General features: G+C 43.8%; 16 protein-coding genes and 1 tRNA gene. 4 read left to right on the top strand and 13 right to left on the bottom strand.

From position 1 onward, the window contains the following. Nucleotides 1–286 precede the first annotated feature (286 nt). The gene (locus NQ550_RS11625; protein ID WP_008703460.1) at nt 287–1543 is read right to left on the bottom strand and encodes a 6-phosphofructokinase; all 1257 of its coding nucleotides are present in this window, start codon (nt 1541–1543) and stop codon (nt 287–289) included. Between the two features lie 485 nt (nt 1544–2028). On the opposite strand from NQ550_RS11625, the gene NQ550_RS11630 reads away from it, so the two are divergent. Next, nucleotides 2029–2904, top strand: a complete 876-nt coding sequence (locus NQ550_RS11630; RefSeq protein WP_025577636.1) for an aldose 1-epimerase family protein — start codon at nt 2029–2031, stop codon at nt 2902–2904. Between the two features lie 148 nt (nt 2905–3052). Beyond that, nucleotides 3053–3925 (top strand): homocysteine S-methyltransferase family protein, encoded by an 873-nt coding sequence (locus tag NQ550_RS11635; RefSeq protein ID WP_025577633.1) that lies wholly within the window; start codon nt 3053–3055, stop codon nt 3923–3925. Between the two features lie 143 nt (nt 3926–4068). Here NQ550_RS11635 and NQ550_RS11640 read toward each other — a convergent pair whose 3' ends face one another. The 12 genes from NQ550_RS11640 to glgB all read right to left on the bottom strand — a co-directional run bounded on the left by NQ550_RS11640 (nt 4069) and on the right by glgB (nt 17763). Further along, nucleotides 4069–4212: a hypothetical protein gene (locus NQ550_RS11640; RefSeq protein ID WP_182437484.1), complete on the bottom strand. Its 144-nt coding sequence runs from the start codon at nt 4210–4212 to the stop codon at nt 4069–4071. Beyond that, nucleotides 4182–5324, bottom strand: a complete 1143-nt coding sequence (locus NQ550_RS11645) for a DUF362 domain-containing protein (RefSeq protein ID WP_025577632.1) — start codon at nt 5322–5324, stop codon at nt 4182–4184. Before NQ550_RS11645 ends, NQ550_RS11640 begins: the two co-directional genes overlap by 31 nt. Next, a complete protein-coding gene (ptsP, locus tag NQ550_RS11650) occupies nt 5321–6955 on the bottom strand; it encodes a phosphoenolpyruvate--protein phosphotransferase (RefSeq protein ID WP_025577630.1) in 1635 nt (544 codons plus the stop codon). Before ptsP ends, NQ550_RS11645 begins: the two co-directional genes overlap by 4 nt. A 25-nt stretch (nt 6956–6980) precedes the next feature. Continuing rightward, complete coding sequence (locus tag NQ550_RS11655) at nt 6981–8015, bottom strand: polyamine ABC transporter substrate-binding protein (RefSeq protein WP_025577627.1); 1035 nt, start codon at nt 8013–8015, stop codon at nt 6981–6983. An 89-nt stretch (nt 8016–8104) separates the two neighbouring features. Next, nucleotides 8105–9949: an extracellular solute-binding protein gene (locus NQ550_RS11660; protein WP_025577624.1), complete on the bottom strand. Its 1845-nt coding sequence runs from the start codon at nt 9947–9949 to the stop codon at nt 8105–8107. A gap of 11 nt (nt 9950–9960) precedes the next feature. Further along, entirely contained in the window at nt 9961–10776 is an 816-nt protein-coding gene (locus NQ550_RS11665; RefSeq protein WP_022381260.1) for an ABC transporter permease, read from the bottom strand. Continuing rightward, complete coding sequence (gene potA / locus NQ550_RS11670; RefSeq protein WP_330366383.1) at nt 10776–11822, bottom strand: spermidine/putrescine ABC transporter ATP-binding protein; 1047 nt, start codon at nt 11820–11822, stop codon at nt 10776–10778. Before potA ends, NQ550_RS11665 begins: the two co-directional genes overlap by 1 nt. 44 nt (nt 11823–11866) lie before the next feature. Then, nucleotides 11867–12640: an ABC transporter permease gene (locus NQ550_RS11675; RefSeq protein WP_025577620.1), complete on the bottom strand. Its 774-nt coding sequence runs from the start codon at nt 12638–12640 to the stop codon at nt 11867–11869. Beyond that, nucleotides 12637–13500, bottom strand: a complete 864-nt coding sequence (locus NQ550_RS11680; protein ID WP_025577618.1) for an ABC transporter permease — start codon at nt 13498–13500, stop codon at nt 12637–12639. Before NQ550_RS11680 ends, NQ550_RS11675 begins: the two co-directional genes overlap by 4 nt. Next, on the bottom strand, nt 13487–14695 hold the full coding sequence (locus tag NQ550_RS11685) for an ABC transporter ATP-binding protein (protein ID WP_025577617.1): 1209 nt from the start codon (nt 14693–14695) through the stop codon (nt 13487–13489). Before NQ550_RS11685 ends, NQ550_RS11680 begins: the two co-directional genes overlap by 14 nt. Nucleotides 14696–15329: 634 nt before the next feature. Further along, nucleotides 15330–15402, bottom strand: a tRNA-Thr gene (locus tag NQ550_RS11690). A gap of 60 nt (nt 15403–15462) precedes the next feature. Continuing rightward, on the bottom strand, nt 15463–17763 hold the full coding sequence (gene glgB, locus NQ550_RS11695; RefSeq protein ID WP_025577615.1) for a 1,4-alpha-glucan branching enzyme: 2301 nt from the start codon (nt 17761–17763) through the stop codon (nt 15463–15465). Nucleotides 17764–18016: 253 nt separating this feature from the next. On the opposite strand from glgB, the gene NQ550_RS11700 reads away from it, so the two are divergent. Together NQ550_RS11700 and NQ550_RS11705 are read left to right on the top strand one after the other, a co-directional pair. Continuing rightward, nucleotides 18017–18991: a carbohydrate kinase family protein gene (locus NQ550_RS11700; RefSeq protein WP_025577613.1), complete on the top strand. Its 975-nt coding sequence runs from the start codon at nt 18017–18019 to the stop codon at nt 18989–18991. Nucleotides 18992–19133: 142 nt separating this feature from the next. Continuing rightward, nucleotides 19134–20162: a helix-turn-helix domain-containing protein gene (locus tag NQ550_RS11705; protein ID WP_025577611.1), complete on the top strand. Its 1029-nt coding sequence runs from the start codon at nt 19134–19136 to the stop codon at nt 20160–20162. Nucleotides 20163–20223: the final 61 nt, after the last annotated feature.

Consider the following 20223-nt stretch of genomic DNA (forward strand, 5'->3'; position numbering starts at 1 on the left):
CCACACCTTTCGCACATAAGTAAATATATGTTTCTTATACGCACATAATTATTTTATAGAATTTGTGTCATTTCGTCAAGGTTATTCTGCTAAAATTAGCTAAAATTTTTATACATTCTGCATAATGTGATTTATTTTATTATTCTTATTATTGTTAAGGTTTTCTCAGTCCTTTATTCTGGTCTTTATCTACATTTTTCTCTCACATCTCATATATAACAGGAAAAAACGGGAAGCAAAACAGATAAGTTGATCTGCCCGGCTGCCCGTTTATAATTTTTATCAATTATTTCTTTCTGCCTTTTTTCATGTTCAGTACCAGATGTCTCGGCATACCATTTACCATAATAGGCTGATAATCTCCCTGGATCAGAGGTTTAATATAGTCTACAAAATCCTTAGTTACGTTTGTAGCATCTTTATTCATCCATTCTCTCGGAACAAGTTTCTCCTCATTTGCGATTCTGTGTACATCGTAGATACCTGTAGCTGCCATGTAGGGATCATCGGAAACACGGTCGATAACAACCATCTTACCTGTGTCACCTTCATCTGCAGCTTTAACTGCAGCACCACCTACCATGAATGCTTCATCAATATCCACTCTGGATGCCATATGGGAAGCACTTCTCTGTAATGTGGAAAGTTCAACAGCTCTTGTCTTGCATCCGCACTCCGCTGCCAGGAAGTTTGCCAGATAAGTGGCTGTTCCCTGAAGCTGTTTGTGTCCAAATGCATCCACATAGTCTCCCACGCTTCCAAGCTCACATACATATCTTCCGTCTGCCAGCTTGATTCCCTCGGAAACTGCGATTACAATAGATGCTTTTTTATTCAGAAGATCTTTTACTTTTGCAAGGAATTTCTCAACATCAAAAGGCACTTCCGGCAGATAGATCAAATCCGGTCCGTCGCAGTCCTCAGATTTTGCCAGTGCTGTGGCACCTGTAAGCCATCCGGCATTACGTCCCATGATCTCCATGATCGTAATCATATTTTTCTTATAAGTAAGTCCCAATGCATCGCGGATCACTTCTTTTGTGGATGCGCCGATATATTTTGCAGCACTTCCGAATCCGGGTGTATGGTCTGTCAGCGCCAGGTCATTGTCGATTGTTTTCGGAACACCAAGGAACTTCTGAGTCTGTCCTGTGAGAATCGCATAATCAGACAGTTTCTTGATCGTATCCATGGAATCATTTCCGCCAATGTAGATAAACGCATAGATATCCAGTTTATTTAAGATCTCAAAAATTTTCTCATAAATTGCTTTATCTTCGTGAATCTCAGGAAGCTTGTAACGACAGGAACCTAAAAATGCAGATGGTGTTCTCTTGAGTAATTCGATATCCAGTTCTGAATGAATCTGTGTTGACAGATCAATATACTGTTCATCCAACAGTCCCTGAATGCCGTGAAGCATTCCGTATACTTTGTCAAATCCTCGTTCAATGGCATTCTTATAAACTCCGGCAAGACTGGAATTGATTACTGCAGTAGGTCCTCCTGATTGTCCAACAATGATATTTCTTTTTTTCGCCATAGCAATGACCTCCTTGTTTTCACGTTTTGTTCATTATGTCTTAGAGTGTGTCTGAAAAGTGCTTTACGCAAGATGTGCGTCACAATTTTTCAGACACGCTCTGGTCCCGCAGGACTCGTTGAGGTAAATTGTAACAAATATTTTTTTATTCGTCAATCATTTATTGTGGTTTTTACACATATGATTTCTGTATTTCGTCACTATATCAGTGTATTTTTCAATTTACCACGACATTTCAGATCTATTTTTGTATATTTATAACTATAATTAATCCAGCCCATGTGTTATACTTATAGACAGATTGATTCCGGCATCAACTTATAGCAATCAAAACCTTTTTGAAAATTGCCGGACATCAATGTCCGTGACTATTCGGTACCTTCGCAGTTACGAACCAAAATGCATTTCAAATCACCTTCGGTGATTTGCAGAATACTGCCAGCTGAACAGTTACACAATATTTATCGATCAAGGAGGATTCATTTATGATCCATACAATTGAAAACGACTATCTTAGAGTATCTGTAGATGATCATGGTGCTGAGCTTTGCAGCATTTTTGATAAAGTACATAACAGAGAAGTGATCTGGCAGGCAGATCCGGCTTACTGGAAACGCCACGCACCGGTTCTTTTCCCTAATGTGGGACGTCATTTTGAGGATCACTATCGTATTAATGGAGTCGAATATCCCTCCAGTCAGCATGGGTTTGCCAGAGACAGCGAATTTACCTGCGTGGATATGACTGCTGATTCCATCACCCATAGGCTGAAATCTTCTGATGCCACAAGAGAAAATTATCCATATGATTTTGAGCTGAAGATCAAGCATGTTCTGGAGAAGAACCAGGTCAGTGTATGCTGGGAAGTGATCAGCCTTAATGATGAAACCATGTATTTTACAATTGGCGGCCATCCTGCATTCAATGTACCTGCCGGAGGAATTGGCTCCCAGGAGCAATATCATCTTACTTTTGACGGCCAGGATTCCCTCTCCTATCTGCTGATTGACATGTCATCAGGCACCGCGGTCGCAGATAAAGCTTATACACTGGAGCTTGAGAATGGTTCCTGCCTTATCGATGCTCACATGTTTGACAAAGATGCCCTTATTTTTGATGACCAGATTGAAAAGGCCGGCATCGCTTTCCCTGACGGAACTCCTTATGTGGAACTGATCTGTCATGGATTTCCAAGCTTTGGCATCTGGTCCGTCCCGGGTTCTCCTTTTGTATGTCTTGAACCATGGATGGGACGCTGTGATGATTTTGGATTTAAGGGCGAGCTTCCGGAAAAGAAATATATCAACACTCTGGACAAGGATGAAATTTTTACTGCATCATATGAAATAAAAATTTATTAATTTTCTCCATTTATCCTGAAAGCTGTGCTATAATGTCACAGTATATGAAAGTCATCCTGTCCGGTATCCACGAATTTACCCATGCAGACATGACTGATTCATGGCAGCCACTCAGGACTTTCATAGAAAAACACAGGAGGAAATTTCCATGACTAGAGAAGAATTTCAGAAGCTGACACAGGATGTTGTACTGCTCGACGGTGCTACCGGTTCCAATCTTATGGCCGCCGGAATGCCAAGAGGAATCTGTACAGAAGCATGGATCATGGAGCACAAAGAAGTTCTGCAGAATCTGCAAAAGGCTTATGTTGAAGCAGGAAGCCAGATCGTATACGCACCTACTTTCGGCGGAAACCGTTACAGTCTCGGACTTCACGGACTGCAGGATAAGCTTGCGGAAATGAACCATGCACTTGTAAATATTTCCAGAGAGGCAGTAGGACATAAGGTCTATGTTGCCGGTGATATTACCACAACCGGAAAGATGATGGAGCCTGCCGGTGATCTCACCTATGAGATGGCATATGAAACATACTGTGAACAGATTAAGGTTCTTGAAGATGCAGGTGTTGATCTGATCGCTGCGGAAACCATGATCAATATCGAGGAAACACTTGCTGCACTGGATGCTGCTGCATCCATAAGTTCTCTTCCTGTAATGTGTACAATGACCGTAGAAGCTGACGGAAGCATTTTCAGCGGAGGAAATGCTGTGGAGGCTGCGATCGCCCTTGAGGGTGCAGGTGCTGTGGCAGTTGGGATCAACTGTTCTGTAGGACCTGACCAGCTGGTATCCGTTGTCCGCAATATCAAAGAGAACGTATCCATTCCTGTCATCGCCAAACCTAATGCCGGTATGCCGACGATTGATGATCAGGGAAATGCCATTTACAGTATGGACGCCAAAAGCTTTGCAGAACATATGAAGGTTCTGATCGAAAATGGTGCGTCTGTTGTCGGAGGATGCTGTGGTACTACTCCGGAATTCATCCGCGAGATAAGCAGAAGCCTCGGAAGATAGATTTTGTATCTTCGACAGCCATAGTCAGACGAATAACGAATATTCGCAGCCAAAGCAGGGAACTTTCCTGATTCGGTTAAAGAGGGATATGACTCAAAAAAGCACATAACTTAGGATAGAATCTGTCTCAATCCGAGATATTCTCATCCTCTGTTATGTGCTTTTTGGTAATTGTCCGGCTTTCCTCTGTCCTGATCCTGCGAAAATACCATGGCAATTCTATAAACAGTTGCGCTTTTTATTATCTGCTTTTCATCTACTTCACTTTGATTGCTTTTTTCGGGCACATCTCCTGGCAGCAGAAACAGCGGATACACTTTCTGTAATCATATACCGGCGGCTTTCCTTTGCCTTTTCTGAAATCCACAGCTTTCCCCGGAACCGGACAGCTCTGCACACAGATCCCGCAGCGGACACATTTATCAGCTTCTATATATGGTTTTTTCTGAAAAATGTTTAACGCTCCCGCCATTCTTGTCCAGATATTCTTTCGCACTTCTGTGCGGTCTACATTAAAAGCCGGATTTCCGTATTTTTTCACTGCCTCTGCCATGGAAATCTCCCCGTCTGGTGTCAGAAGGGTAATCTCCTCTTCTTTCCATGTACCAAGTCCCATTTTCTCGCCATGATAGTTCGTCGGAACCATCTCCGGTTTCAGATAAACCAGACGGCTGAATACACTGTCCAGTGCAACCGGATCTGTGGACATCAGCAGTACATTCATAGGAACCGGATCTCCCGAACCCGGTCCGTTGCCCTCCATGGCCACGATCCCATCCATCACATACAGCTTCGGTGCCACACATTTATTCAGATCAATAAGCATTCTGGCAAAGCTGTCTGCACTCGGGTACTGCGTGTGCCCCTTCGCTTTATAGAATCCATATACAAACCCATAGCTGTTCTTAACCGCACCGGTGATACGTTCTAATGCATGTGTTTTCATCTTGCTCAGGGAAATCACACAGTCCTGCTCCAACAGTTCTTTTGGCAGGATAAATTCCTTTGCCTGGACTCCCTGCGGATAAGCAGTTTTCACGCCCTCAGAATAATCAACAGCCGGAATATGATATTTCTCCAGATAAGTATCCATTCCTGTTCCGCGAATCACTGCCTGAGTGGTTCCATGACCGCAGGAATCTGCAAGCACAATATTCTCATACCCACTTTCACGCAGGATTCCCGCAAAAACTCCTACTACAACCGGATGTGTGATCACTGCTTTCTCTACCTCTGCTTTTTTCAGCAGATTCGGCTTCAGCAGGATCTTCGCATCCTTTGGAATCAGAGTCTCCACTCCACCCAGAAAATCCAGCCCCTGTTTCAGCAGCATATAGATTTTTTCTTCATCATATTCCCGGCAGGGAAGTAATACCACTTTACTTTTCACCAAATTCACGCACCTTTATCATCTCCGGACAGATCCACCTGTCTCAGTGCTTTTCTTACCGGCAAAATACATGCCGGCACTACAGAGAGACAGTCCACACCCATCCTCAGAAATTCTTCTGTCAGGGCAGTGTCTGCTGCAAGTTCCCCGCAGATACAGACACGTCTGTTTTCTGCATGTCCCGCTTCGATCACCATTTGAATCATACGCAGCACTGCCGGGTGATGGTCATTATATTTCTTGCGCAGAAGCGGATTCTGTCTGTCCATCGCCAGTGTATACTGACTCAGGTCATTGGTTCCAAGACTCAGGAAATCCACTCTTCTGGCAAGCTCCCGGCTAATCATGACTGCTGCCGGAGTCTCGATCATGATTCCTGTCTTAATATGTTTATACGGAATTCCTTTTTCATCCAGCCCGATCTTTACTTCCCGGATAATTTCTTCAATCTCATCCATTTCCTCTTCTGAGCTGATCATCGGATACATCAGCGCCAGATTTCCATATGCACTCGCCCTGAAAATTGCCCGAAGCTGTGCCTTGAACATTCTTTTTCTGTCAAGGCAGAGACGGATTCCTCTGTTCCCCATGATCGGATTTGTCTCGTCCGGGATATTCAGATATTCTGCCTGCTTGTCTGCTCCGAGATCTGCCGTACGGATCACAGTGAGCTTTTCTCCCATGGTCTCCGCAATCTTTTTGTATGCAAGAAACAGCTCATTTTCACGAGGATAATTTTCTCTTCCAAGATACTGGAATTCACTGCGCAGAAGACCAATCCCGGCAGCTCCGTAATACAGCACACTGTTCAGGTCGTCCATATTTCCGATATTGGCATAGATTTCAATTTTTCTGCCATCTTTTGTGATATCCGGTTCTCTCCTTAATTTCAGAAGCTCTTCTCTTTCTTCTTTATCAGCCTGCCTGCGGATCTCATATTCTTTTTTTACCTCTTCATCCGGATCAATATACAAAGTTCCGGTATATCCGTCCACAATAGCCTGCCGTCCGTCCCACTCCGAATCTGTGTCAATTTCCAGCAGAGCCGGTATATTCATTGTTTTTGCCATAATGGCAGCATGAGACATGTCGGAACCATGATGGGTAACAATAGCCATCAGTTTATCCTTATCCATCTCCATCAGTTCTGTTGGCGTAATACTCTCCGTCACAACGATCACAGGCTCATCCCCAAGATCTATCCTGGGAGAGATACCTCCCAGTTCACCGATCAGGCGGTCGGAAATCTCCCGCATATTATCCAGCCGTTCTTTAATCGCAGGCTCTTCCAGAGTTCTGAAAGTCTTAAGCATCTCATCCCTTGTAGTCATTACCGCATAGGCAGAATTTACTTTTTCACTCTGTATGACACTCTCAATGGCACGTTGAAAGCTTTTTCCCTCCAGCAGATTCTTTTGTCTGAGAAAAATCTCTGCCTGGGTTCCCTGAATTATGCAGTTTTTTTCATATAAATCCTCCAGCTGTTCCATGACTCTGGTGCGCGCCTGCCGGAAAATATTCAGCTCTGTTTTCACATCTGTGATTTCGTACTGGCGCATCTGATATTCGCTTTTATGATAATACAGTATCTTACCGATGGCAATTCCGGAAAAGGCACCGGTTCCCTTGTAAACATCCATATTAACTCCTTAGTTGATTAACCCCTTAGTCGCAGGCAGCCTTAAATTCAGTCCAGTTCTTCTGATACTGTGCGTCTGCGTCCTGGCTTACATTCTGGACGATCTCGCCCTTTGTAACGTCATCCGGAACTACCAGATCCGGATTTACCAGCTCATCTGCTGCTTTATTTGTGCTGTAATAGCCGATATAGTCTGTGCATTTCGCTGCAACCTCCGGCTGCATGATGTAATCCATGAAAGAATATGCCGCATCTTTATCCGGCGCTTCACTTGGAATAAACATACCCATAATACCAAATCCAAGTCCTTCTTCCGGATATACCACCTTCAGATCAGGATTCTCAGCCAGAGCAGCTGTTACCTGAGAGGTATAAAGAAATGCAACACTTGCTTCTCCGTTGAGAAGTGCATTCTGTGTATTGTCATCCTGGATCAGACGTACATTCGGAGCAAGTTCCAGAAGCTTCTCTCCTGTCTTCTTGATCACGTCAACGTCCTCTTCATTCATGCTCTCGCCCATGGAAAGCTGGGTGATACCATTGATCACACGATAGTTTGCAGTCAGTGCAATGCTGTCCTCAAGAGACGGATCCCAGAGGTCTTTATATCCTTTGATATCAATATCCACCTGTTCCGGATCATAAACGATCAGCGGGATGCCTGCTCCGTAAGGAACTGTGTATTCATCGTCTGGATCATAGAACTGTCCCTGATATAATGGGTTGATATTTCCGATATTCTCCAGAGAATCCTTGTCAAGCTTCTCTGCAAGTCCTTCCTGGATCGCAGTTTCCAGAATATAATCATCTGCGATTACAATATCATAGTCGCCGCCCTTTGCCATGGAAAGCTTCTCAAGCATGGTTTCATCTGTATCGAAGTTTGAATAAACAACCTTAACTCCTGTCTCTTTTTCAAAATCATCCAGAACTTCCTGCGGGAACATTCCCTCCCATGTAAAAAGTACAAGTTCTTTATCATCTCCTGCATCCTTGAATCCGGTGAATGCTGTTCCTGCCATTAATGCACACATCACTACTGCAAGTACTCTTTTTTTCATAAATGATCTCCCTTCTTATGCTCTGCATTGTTGTCTGTATCAGTCACTGTCCACCTTCCACCGTATCGGCAGACAACGGCTATCCTTTTTTACTTTGCTTTTACTTTTGTCCAGAGTTCCGCAAATTTCTGCTTGATCTTTGGCTGCTGATAAGCAAAGATTTCGTTATTCGGGTTGGTTGTATCCGGAATATAAGAACTGATCCCGGCATAGTCCCCCTCCTTCATGGTTTCAAAAGCACTCTTCACTGTAGAAGTATACCCTACTTCTTCCGTATTGGAAAGAGCAGATTTATCACTGATCATAAAATCAATAAATTCATGGGCAAGCTGTACTTCGCTGCAGTCCTTTGTGATAACCATTGCATCATACCATCTGTTGGTTCCCTGTTCCGGTGTAAAGTAGTCCAGATTCGGATTTTCACTGATAATGTAAGATGCATCTCCGGAGTACACAACTGCCAGCGCTTTGTTTCCTGAAATCATGTTGTCGATCACATCATCACCTGCATAGATCGGATCCATAGTGTCACGCTGATCGATCAGCCACTGATAAGCCTCCTCGATCTCAGACTCATTTGTAGTATTCATGGAATACCCAAGTGCTTTTAATGCTATCATAAAGGAATCTCTCTCAGAATCATACATGTAAATATTTCCTTTATATTTCGGATTACACAGAAGATTCCAGCCATCTTTCAGATCAGCCTCATCTACTACTGTCTTATCATAAAGGATTCCTACTGTTCCCCAGAAATACGGACAGGAATAACGGTTGCCCGGATCATAGCTCTGGTTCATGACATCATTCAGCAGATTTTTCTTATTCGGAATTTCTTTCCAGTCAAGTGCCTGCAGATATTCTTCTTTGATCAGTCTCTCAATCATGTAATCAGACGGGATCAGTACATCATAAGTCTCACCGCTTGAAAGCTTGGTGTACATCATCTCATTTGACTCAAAAGTCTCGTATACGATGGTACAATCATATTCTTTTTCGAAATCCTCCAGCAGGGAAAGATCCATGTACTCTCCTGCATTGTAAACTTTCAGCACATGAGTGGACTGCGCCACGAATCCCCATTTGATCAGCCCTGCCGTAACGGCAACAACCAGAACTGCAGAGACAATTTTTACTGCTTTCCTGTTCAGCTTTCTGGCTTTATTCTTAAACTTCGGAAGCAGATTGGACAAAAGCAGTACCACGATGATGACTACGATCACGATGGTTGACAAAGCATTAATCGTCGGATTGATACGCTTTGTCATATTATATACAACAATAGAGATATTCTTTACACCATTTCCTGATACGAAATAGGAAATAACGAAATCATCAAATGACATGGTAAATGCAAGCAGCGCGCCTGCGAAAATACCCTCTTTGATCATCGGCACGATAACCTTTGTCAGAGCCTGAAAAGGTGTTGCCCCAAGGTCCATGGCAGCATTTGCCATATTTGGATCCAGAGCCCTTACCTTCGGATAAACGCTGGTAATTACATACGGGGTACAGAATGCAATATGTGCCAGCAGCATAGTCAGATACCCTTTTCGAAATCCCAGAGAAGAGAACAAGAGCATCAGGCTGATGGCAGTTACGATCTCAGGATTCAGGATAGGGATATTATTAATATTCAAAAGCAGTTCCTTGATTACCTTCTTTGATTTGGATAAACCGATCGCTGTAATGGTTCCAAGTATTGTAGAAACAATGGTCGCAATGATCGCAATGGTAACAGATACATAAACTGCCTTAATTACTTCCCCGTTACCGAGAAGTTCCTGATACCAGCGCAGGGAAAAGCCTGTAAATCTGGTCAGTGACTTGGATGAGTTAAAGGAAAAGATCATCGTCACCAGGATCGGCAGGTAAAAGAAAGCAAGGCAGAGTACTACATATAACATTGAGAAAAATTTATTATTACGTTTCATGCCGTCCTCCCTTATTCATCTTTATCCATCTTCTTCATCAGGCTCATAAAGATCAGAATGAGCACAGCCAGAATCAGAGAAATCGCACTTCCGAAGTTCCAGTCACCAACTGAGATAAACTGAGACTCGATCAGGTTACCGATCAGCATGTACTGTCCGCCTCCGAGAAGTTTCGGAATAACGAATGTGGAAATAGACAGCAGGAATACCATCATGATTCCATTGAGCACGCCGGGGATGGACAATTTCCAGATAACCTTTGTGAAGGTCTGGAATTTATTTGCCCCCAGGTCATAGGCAGCCTCGATAAAGGATTTATCCATTTTGCTCAGGGATGTATGGATCGGGATGATCATAAACGGCATAAAGTTACAGACCAGACCAACCACTACGGAAAAGTCTGTATACATCATTGTCACCGGGGAAATCCCCAGTAATCCAAGCAAATGGTTGATGATACCATTGTCCGACAGCAGGTTCATCCATGCATAAGTACGCAGAAGCATATTGATCCATTCCGGAATAGTTACCAGCAGGATCAGAAGACTCTGGGATTTCTCCGGACATTTGGAAATAATATATGCCAGCGGATAGCCAAGTCCCAGACAGATGACCGTCGTCAGGATTCCAAGCTTAAAGGACTTGAAAATAACGCTCATATACGTTGCTTCCAGGAATTTGCGGAAATTCTCCAGGGTAAAGGAGAACGTCAGCACCTCATTTCCATCTTCTGTAAATGCATATAATGCGATCAGTATCAGCGGGATGACAATGACCACAAATGCCCACACAAGATATGGTTTGATAAGATTTCTGTACTGTTTCATCAGTAGCTTCCCATCTTACACATAACATGGATGTCTTCAGGCCCAAATTTCAGTCCCACTTCCCTTCCGACTTCCGCATAATCTGTGGTATGAACCATATAAGTACGAAGTTTTGTTTCAATAAGGATCTCATAATGTACACCCTTGAACGTAATATTCCGCACGATTCCCCTGATCTTCGCCTGACCGGGATCTACGATATCCAGATCCTCAGGTCTTAATACAACTTCAATCTCTTCATTATCTTCAAATCCCTTATCCACACATTCAAACTCAAATCCGTCAAAAGCAACCAGATAATCACGGATCATGGTTCCCTCGATAATATTGGATTCACCGATAAAGCCTGCAACAAAACGGTTTTCCGGCTCATTGTAGATATCTGTAGGCGAACCGATCTGCTGAATCTCACCGTTATTCATAACAACAACCGTATCTGACATGGACAGGGCTTCTTCCTGGTCATGGGTAACATAAATGAAAGTGATACCAACTTCCTGCTGGATCTTCTTTAATTCTACCTGCATCTGTTTACGGATCTTTGCATCCAGTGCACCCAGGGGCTCGTCTAAAAGCAGAACCTTCGGCTCATTTACCAGAGCTCTGGCAATGGCCACTCGCTGCTGCTGTCCACCGGAGAGCAGAGTTACATCTCTTTTCCCAAAGCCTTCCAGACCAACCATCTTCAGCATACGCTCCACCTTCTGGGCGATGACAGTTTTATCGACCTTCTTCAGGTTCAGCCCGAAACCGATGTTCTCCGCCACATTTAAATGAGGAAAAAGAGCATACTTCTGAAACACAGTATTAACCTCTCTCTTGTACGGGGGAAGCTTGGAAATCTCAATCCCGTTAAACAGTACTTCTCCGTCACTTGGTTCTTCAAAGCCTGCAATGATTCGAAGAGTGGTTGTCTTTCCACATCCGCTGGGTCCCAAAAGCGTCAGGAATTCCTTTTCGTAAATATCCAGATTGATGCCGCGCAAAACCTGCTGATCATCAAAATTCTTGGTCAGATTTTTTAACTCAATCAGTTTGTTCATCATCTTTTCCTTCCTCTGAATGTATTCTATTTTTGTTGCTATAGCATTTATTTTTTCTTCTTTGTTATCAGTGAATAAACAATAAAAATAACCAGTGTAGCTGCCAGCAGAATGGTACACAACGCATTGATCTCCGGCGTCACTCCTGTTTTCAGCTGTGTGTACACCTTGATCGGCAGCGTAGACAAACGCGGTCCGTTCACAAAAATACTTATTACCACATCATCCATAGACATGGCAAACGCAAGCAGCGAACCTGAAATTACCGCCGGCATAATTAAGGGCAGCGTAATATCCCGGAAAGCCCGGAAAGGTCCTGCCCCCAGATCTCTGGCTGCCTCTTCCAGCGCCGGATCCATGCCTGCCAGTCTTGCCTTCACTTCCATCAGAATATAAGGCACACAGAATACCGTATGACCTATTAACAGTGTCAGCATGCCAAAGGGCAGGTTCAGCATATAAAAGAACGCCATCAGCACCATACCAAGGATGATCTCCGGTATCATTAACGGCAATATGGAAATGTATTCCAGCGCCCCTTTTGACTTCCAGTGAATCCTTGATAACCCAACTGCACCCAGAGTACCGATCACTGCACTAACCAGACAGCTTAATACCCCAAGGATCAGACTGTTCACCAGTGCTTCCAGCATTGCTCTGTCATGGAAAAGTTCCTGATACCATTTCAGGGAAAAGCCTGTAAATTTCACTGGCAGTTTGGATTCATTAAATGAGAAAACGATCACTACTGCAATAGGGAGATACATCAGGAAGAAAATCAGCCCCATATAAAATCCGGCAAATCTTGAATTCTTTTTCATCCGATTCCCTCCAGTTCTCTGGCATTTGTCACTTTCCTGTAAATCATGATCAGTACAGTTGTAAGTACCATCATCACCACAGCAAGTGCTGCTGCAAAGGGCCAGTTACTTCCTCTTGTCATCTGATCCTGGATCAGACTTCCCACAAGTACCACTTTATTTCCGCCCAGAATATCTGCAATAAAAAACAGTCCCATGGATGGCACAAAAGTCAGGATCACACCTGAAAGCAGCCCAGGCAGTGTAAGCTTCAGTGTTATAGTAAAAAATGCCTGCAGTCTGGATGCCCCAAGATCTCTGGCAGCCTCCACATAAGACCAGTCCAGCTTCTCTGCGCTGGAGTATACAGACATGATCATAAACGGGAGAAGCACATAAATCATACCGATCACAATTGCCGGATAGCTGTACAGGATGGACAGCGGTTTCTCAATGATCCCGAGTTTTATCAATACAAAATTCAAAAGTCCTTTTTTCTGCAGAATAATGATCCAACCATACAGACGAATCAGGGAATTTACCCAGAACGGCGTGGACAACAGAAGCTGTGCCTTTTTCTTTCTGTGCTCCGGCAGCCTCGCCATGAAATACCCGAACGGATAGCCGATCAAAGCGATCACTATCGTACTGGTAAATGCCAGGTTCAGTGATTCCACAAATGTATTCAGGTATACAGGTTCCAGAATATTTCTGTAATTGTCCAGCGTAAATTTCCAGGTCACCCCAAATCCTCTGGACGGCGTAGCAAAACTCAGCGCCACCATATAGATAAGGGGGCATACCACAAACACAATGGTAAAAATGTACAGTGGAAGTGCCATCCATGCAGAACTGTCAGAACGGTTTCTACGCTTCTTCATGAATGTCCTCCCTGTCTACCAGTACTACATCTGTCGGCAGAAAACTGCATCTTACTGTCTGGCCTTCTGCGACGGATGCGTCGATTCCGTATCTGCTGGCGATCAACTGTGTACCATCACTCAGCTTCAGAGTTACACGAAGCTGACCTCCTGCAAAGTTCTTCTCTGTAACAGTTGCCTGTAAACCTGATACACTATTCTTATTATGTGCATCCAAACCACCGCCTGACACACTTATATCAACAGTGTCTCTGTGATCTGTACCGGTATCACCGATTACAGCAGTTTCCTGCAACAATATATTTTCGCTTCTCACAGCCAGAGTTACTTTCTCTCCTGCTGCCAGGTATTGTTTTGCCCTTGTATCCCCTGTATCCTGCTGACTTGTTTCAAGCTTTACAATTACCCTGTCATTTCCAATCTTTACGATTGCATTCTCTCCCTGAATACTCTCTGCAACCCCATGCAGGATATTTGCATTTCCTACAAATGTTGCCACATAACTGGTCTTTGGATGATTATAGATCTCATCCGGTGTTCCGATCTGCTCTATACGTCCGTCCTTCATCACCGCGATCCTGTCAGACATATTGATAGCTTCTTCCTGATCATGAGTGATATAGATAAATGTAATTCCCAGTTTCTTCTGCAGATGCTTCAGTTCTATCTGCATCGCACGGCGAAGCTGCAGATCCAGTGCTCCCAGCGGCTCATCCAGAAGCAGTACCTTGGGATTATTCACCAGTGCTCTCGCAATGGCAACTCTCTGTTTCTGACCGCCCGAGAGTTCGGAAGGCTTTCTTTTTTCATATCCTTCAAGCTGCACCAGTTCCAGCATCTGAGAAACTTTTTTCCTGATCTCACTCTTAGGAACTTTTTTCAGTTTCAGACCATAGCCAATATTCTCCGCAACATTCATATGCGGAAAGAGGGCATAATTCTGAAATACCGTATTCACATCCCTCTGGTTCGGCTCCAGACCTGTCACCTCCCTGCCATCCAGCCAGACACTTCCTGCATCGGGCTGTTCCAGACCGGCAATGATTCGCAATGTTGTCGTCTTGCCGCATCCCGAAGATCCCAGCAAAGTAATAAACTCCCCTTTACTGATCTCAAGACTGATATTATCCAGAACTGCTTCGCCTTCTGTAAAACTTTTCTTTATCTCCTTCAGTTCAAGTGAAATCTCTGCCAATTATACTCAGCTCCTTTCATGTAAAAAAGATACCTCTTTATACTAAAAAAGATACGAAACCACGCGTAAAAGCTCTCGCCCCTACATCGGTTTATGCCAATGCTGACGCCTGTTACAGTGCCAGTCTCTGCATGGTTTCGCATCTGTATATGTCCATTTTTCCAATTATAGATATATCCGGTCCGTCCTGTTCCATCCAGTCTGCGTGCACTCCTGACCATGATGTCCACATAAGAAAACCGGAAATCAACCATTCTTCTTGATAGATTCCCGGTCATTATTTATTTGGTATAATCCAAAAGTTATATTAAAGGATAGGCCCGAGATTGTCAAGTAAATTTGTTACTGTTCACTCCGTTCACAGTAACTTAGCCAAAATTCATTCCAGATTGCCTGCGGCAATGGAATTTTGGCTTGTATGTCTCGGGATTTTTGCATATTCATGCCAAAACACCTCGCGGGATAGTGGCGTGTGGACAGTAACGTAAATTTCTCTTTACAATCATTTCAATTCCTACCGGTAATTTTAAGGTACTCACCATACGCACCTCCATAAAAACATAAAAAATCCACTATACTCTGCTTTTCAGTATAGCGGATTTTCTATAAAATTACAATTGCCCAATATCTTTCAAGCTGAAAATGAGACTCGAACTCACGACCCCTTCATTACGAGTGAAGTGCTCTACCGACTGAGCTATTTCAGCTTATGCTGTAATCTGGCAGAAATTGATAATTCTGACAGCCACAGCATTTAGTTTATAATATTATTTCTTCTCTGTCAAGTCCTTTTTGACCGGTATTTTCTCCTCCGTTTTATTCACTATTTGGGGTGCTTCTTTTGTCACCTTTTTCGTCACCGGTTTCACTGCAGTTTTTACAGTTGCTTTTGTTTTCCCGGCAGCCTTGCGTACAGTTCTTGTCTTGGTGATGGATTTCTTGATCTGGCTGTGCTCGGCAGCAGGCTTTTTCTCAGTTTCTTCCGGAGTGCAGGTAAAGACTGCCACGCCAAGTGCCGGAAGCTTCAATGTGATGGAATACTCTCTCTCATCACACTCAGCCTTCTTCGCTGCTTTAACTCTCGTATTTACTACACCATTACCACCGTACTTTTTATCATCACTGTTAAAGATTTCTTTATATTTGCCAGCAAAAGGAACTCCCACATTGTAGTTTTCATATGGGATTGCCGCGAAATTGCAGACAGCCAGAACAGTTTCTTCCGGTTTCTCTGTCTTTCTCATGAATGCGAGCACATTCTCCTCATACTTCATCAGCTGAACCCATTCAAATCCATCATATTCATCATCCAGCTGATAAAGTGCAGGATGAGCAAGATACATATTATTGAGGTCTTTGACAAATACTTCCAGTTCCTTTGGCATATCTTTATCCGGTGCCATCATCTTGCATCCCGGATGAAGCATCATATAAACATAAGCCTCTCTGATCTGCGCATTCTTCTGTTCTTCACTTCCCGGCAGCTTATCCGCGAAATCCTTCAATGTACCAACATCCCTGCTGCCAAGCGTCAGAATATAATGTTCGCAGTATGCATAGAGCATGGACATAGTCAGCTGATCATGGTAATTCTTTCTCTCAATAGGATCCTTGCTCAGATATTCAAGCAGATCTTTTGTCCATCCGCCACTCCACTTATAGTCAAATCCCAGATGATCATTCTCCACACTGTCTGTCAGCTCCGGCCAGAGTCCGTTCTCCTGAGCAACTAAAAGCAATCCGGGATTTCTCTCCTTTATCACAGAATTCAGATGCTTCAGAAATTCCAGAGCATCCAGATTTTCATTGGTTCCGTAAATATTAGGTGTCCACTCTCCCGGATTTCTGCCATAATCCAGATACAGCATGGCATCCACATCGTCCATACGCAGACCGTCAGCATGGTAGACCTCAGCCCAGAAGCAGGCATTGGAAATCAGGAAGTCCTTCACCATCGGGCTTCCGTAATTATAGAGCAATGTTCCCCAGAACGGATGAATGGCCTCTGCCGGATTCTGTCTCTCATAAAGAGGTGTTCCGTCAAATTTCTCCAGACCGGAGGCATAACGCGGGAACTGTGCAGGTGTCCAGTCCAGGATCACACCGATTCCTGCCTGATGCAGTTCATCTACCAGCTTCTGAAAATCCGCCACGCTTCCAAATCTGGAAGTAGGTGCATAATATGCATATGTAGAATAACCACCTGTAATATCATCCAGGTATTCCATCACAGGATGGAGTTCCACATGGGTAAAATCTTCCTCTGCCAGAAATTCCACCAGCTCCTCAGCGGATTTCCATTCCTCCAGAGATGTTTCATATATAGAAACCGGCTGTTTCCTGTCATCAAATCTGTGACGCTCTTTCATCCAGTCTCCGTCATTCCACTGAAAAGCACTTACATCTGCTACCACAGATGCTCCCTCAGGATCATGGTCTGCACTGTTCCCATAAGGATCAGCCTTTAACAGAACTTCGCCGCCTTTGACTTTAATTTCATATTTATAATGTGTCCCTGCCTCTACCCCGGGTACAAACAGCTCAAAGATACCGGACATAGGCATACGATGCATAATAGTCGCACGTCCGATCCATCCATTAAAATCACCTGCGATATTTACGCTCACTGCGTTCGGAGCCCAGACAGCAAAAAGAGTACCTTTCACTCCTTTAATCTCCACAGGATGAGCGCCCAGCTTCTTATATGCCTCATAATAAACACCTGCGCAGAAAGCCTTCTCCTCTTCCTCTGTGATCTGGCATGGAAAAGCATAGGGATCATAACATTCTGTCTCTGTCTCTCCCATTTTTATAAGAAATCTGTATTCCGGCACCTTGCGTACAGGAAGCAATACTGCAAAATATCCGGCCTCATCCTCTTTCTCGCAGACATAGGTTTTCTTTCCGCTGATCACACTTACTTCCTCTGCATCAGGAAAAAATCCCTGAATAAGAACTCCGTCCTGTGTGATCCTTGGTCCCATCACATCTCTGGGAGCAGTTTCCTCTCCATACACAATAGCTTCAATCCTCGGCCAGTCCATATAGCCGTATACTTTTTCGTCCATAGCTGCGTTACCTCCCCGATTGTCAGAAATACGATGATCGGTTACCCTTACCGGCAGCGTATTTATGGTACATTAAACGTCACCTGTAAACAATAACAAATCAAGTTATGTTTATTTTAGCATCTTTGCACAAAAAAATAAAGAAAATTGTTTGACAAATTCCCTTTCCTGCGCTAAATTTATGTTATTAACTATGGAAAGAATCTTGTTCCGGATACTATGCTTCTTTCCATCACAACAAGGAGGATACAAAATGGGAAACAAAGCCTTTGACGTAACCGCATTAGGCGAATTATTGATTGACTTTACTGAAAACGGAAACAGCGCACAGGGAAATCCAATGCTGGAAGCCAATCCGGGCGGTGCTCCATGCAACGTGCTTGCAATGCTTGAGAAGCTTGGCAAAAAAACTGCATTCATCGGCAAAGTCGGAAACGACATGTTCGGAACCCAGCTTAAGAATGCCGTAGAGGAAGTAGGGATCGACACCCGCAACCTTGTGATCGACAACGAGGTACACACAACACTTGCCTTTGTACATACTTATCCTGACGGAGACAGAGATTTCTCCTTCTACCGTAACCCGGGTGCAGATATGATGCTTACCAAAGACGAAATCCAGGAAGACCTGATCAGAGATTCCAGAATCTTCCACTTCGGAACTCTTTCTTCCACTCACGAAGGAGTACGCGAAGCAACCCGCTATGCCATCGATGTTGCAAAAGAAGCCGGATGTATCGTCAGCTTCGACCCGAACCTTCGTCCGCCATTATGGAAATCTCTGGATGACGCAAAGGCAGAGATCGAATACGGCCTTGGCAAATGCGATATTCTGAAAATCTCAGATAACGAAGTTGAATTCCTGTTCGGAACTACAGACTATGACAAAGGCGCCGCACTTCTGAAAGAGAAATATAACATTCCGCTTATCCTTATCACACTTGGAAAAGACGGAAGCCGCGCTTACTACAAAGACATGAAAGTAGAGGCTGCTCCTTTCCTTCAGGAAAAGACTATCGAAACAACAGGTGCAGGCGATACCTTCTGCGCAAGTTCCTTAAATTATGTTCTGGAACATGGTCTGGACAATCTGACAGAAGAAAACTTAAAAGAACTGCTCACATTCGCAAATGCGGCAGCTTCTCTGATCACCACACGCAAGGGTGCTCTTCGCGTTATGTCCACCAAAGAAGAGGTTCTTGACTTTATGAAATCAAGAGGATGTTAATTTTATTTCCTTAACAGACAATAATAATGAAGCCCGCTGCACTGCCAGACAGGGCTTCCTTTTAATTCTCATATTTACACCGGACTGTTTACGCTGATACCGGTTCCGGTTTGTTACTATTATATAAGGATGTGTTTTTATAATGAATTCATCAGATAATTTTCAGGATTCTGCTCTTTCCCGTCTTATGCCCTTGATGAACAGTTCTTTTACTCCCGGACAGGCACAGGCTACTGTGGATAATTTTCAGGATCCGGATCAACGGCAGATTGCACAGGCTGAATTATATTATTTCTCCGGACGTGCAGAAGAATGCAGAAGTATTGCGGAACTTTATCTCCAGGACAAGGATCTCTGTCTTCGCCTGTCCGCAGCACTTTTATATTCTTTTTCCAATCTTACTCTGGGCAATCCATCTGCTTCCAGAATGGGATTCAGAAATATTCAGGAATGTCTTCTTCTCGCAAAAGACAGTTCTGCACCAAAAGGAATCATGGCCTCCTGTGTTTTTGCCAACTATCTGGCCATGGTACTGATGCATCTTCCCACAGACGGACTTCCTCCTCTTCAGGATTTTCTGCCATCTTTACCCTCAGGGCTTCGCGCTTATGCTGTTTATATCCTCGCTCATAACGCTTATCTTCACAAAGAATATAAACGGGCGCTGGGATTATGCCAGTCTGTCTTTCTGATGCTTGACGGCTGTTATCCTGTTGCCATGGAATATCTCTACTGCGTGATTATTATGTGTCTGATCAACCTGAAGCAGCAGGATGAGGCCAGAGAAGCTCTGATAAAAGCATGGAACATGGCAAAACCGGATGGATTTCTGGAACCGTTTATCGAACATCATGGATTGATGCTTGGACAGATTGAAGCCTGCATCAAACCTGCAGAACCGGAAAGTTACAGACAGCTTTCCCAGGCAGTTATTGCTTTCAGTCGTGGTTGGATGGCTATTCATAATCCACAGCTTCAGTCCTCTGTTACAGATAAACTGACGCCTATGGAATACTCCATAGCCATGCTCGCAAGCAAAGGCTGGACCAATCAGGAAATCGCAAAACAACTGTCTCTGTCCCCCAATACGATCAAACATTATCTTTCCCGCATTTTCCATCTGTTGGGTATAGAAAAACGCGAAGAACTGAAACCATTTGTAAATAAATAATGGCAAAAAGGCACTTTTTTGCCTTCTAACGGGCATTATATAATTTCATTCCATGATGTAT

Source organism: Blautia wexlerae DSM 19850, from assembly GCF_025148125.1.
GTDB lineage: Bacteria > Bacillota > Clostridia > Lachnospirales > Lachnospiraceae > Blautia_A > Blautia_A wexlerae.

Coding starts and splice junctions, on each gene's coding strand:
- NQ550_RS11625 (WP_008703460.1), bottom strand. CDS start 1,543: ATGGCGAAAAAAAGAAATATCATTGTTGGACAATCAGGAGGACCTACT.
- NQ550_RS11630 (WP_025577636.1), top strand. CDS start 2,029: ATGATCCATACAATTGAAAACGACTATCTTAGAGTATCTGTAGATGAT.
- NQ550_RS11635 (WP_025577633.1), top strand. CDS start 3,053: ATGACTAGAGAAGAATTTCAGAAGCTGACACAGGATGTTGTACTGCTC.
- ptsP (WP_025577630.1), bottom strand. CDS start 6,955: ATGGATGTTTACAAGGGAACCGGTGCCTTTTCCGGAATTGCCATCGGT.
- NQ550_RS11655 (WP_025577627.1), bottom strand. CDS start 8,015: ATGAAAAAAAGAGTACTTGCAGTAGTGATGTGTGCATTAATGGCAGGA.
- NQ550_RS11660 (WP_025577624.1), bottom strand. CDS start 9,949: ATGAAACGTAATAATAAATTTTTCTCAATGTTATATGTAGTACTCTGC.
- NQ550_RS11665 (WP_022381260.1), bottom strand. CDS start 10,776: ATGAAACAGTACAGAAATCTTATCAAACCATATCTTGTGTGGGCATTT.
- potA (WP_330366383.1), bottom strand. CDS start 11,822: ATGATGAACAAACTGATTGAGTTAAAAAATCTGACCAAGAATTTTGAT.
- NQ550_RS11675 (WP_025577620.1), bottom strand. CDS start 12,640: ATGAAAAAGAATTCAAGATTTGCCGGATTTTATATGGGGCTGATTTTC.
- NQ550_RS11680 (WP_025577618.1), bottom strand. CDS start 13,500: ATGAAGAAGCGTAGAAACCGTTCTGACAGTTCTGCATGGATGGCACTT.
- glgB (WP_025577615.1), bottom strand. CDS start 17,763: ATGGACGAAAAAGTATACGGCTATATGGACTGGCCGAGGATTGAAGCT.
- NQ550_RS11700 (WP_025577613.1), top strand. CDS start 18,017: ATGGGAAACAAAGCCTTTGACGTAACCGCATTAGGCGAATTATTGATT.
- NQ550_RS11705 (WP_025577611.1), top strand. CDS start 19,134: ATGAATTCATCAGATAATTTTCAGGATTCTGCTCTTTCCCGTCTTATG.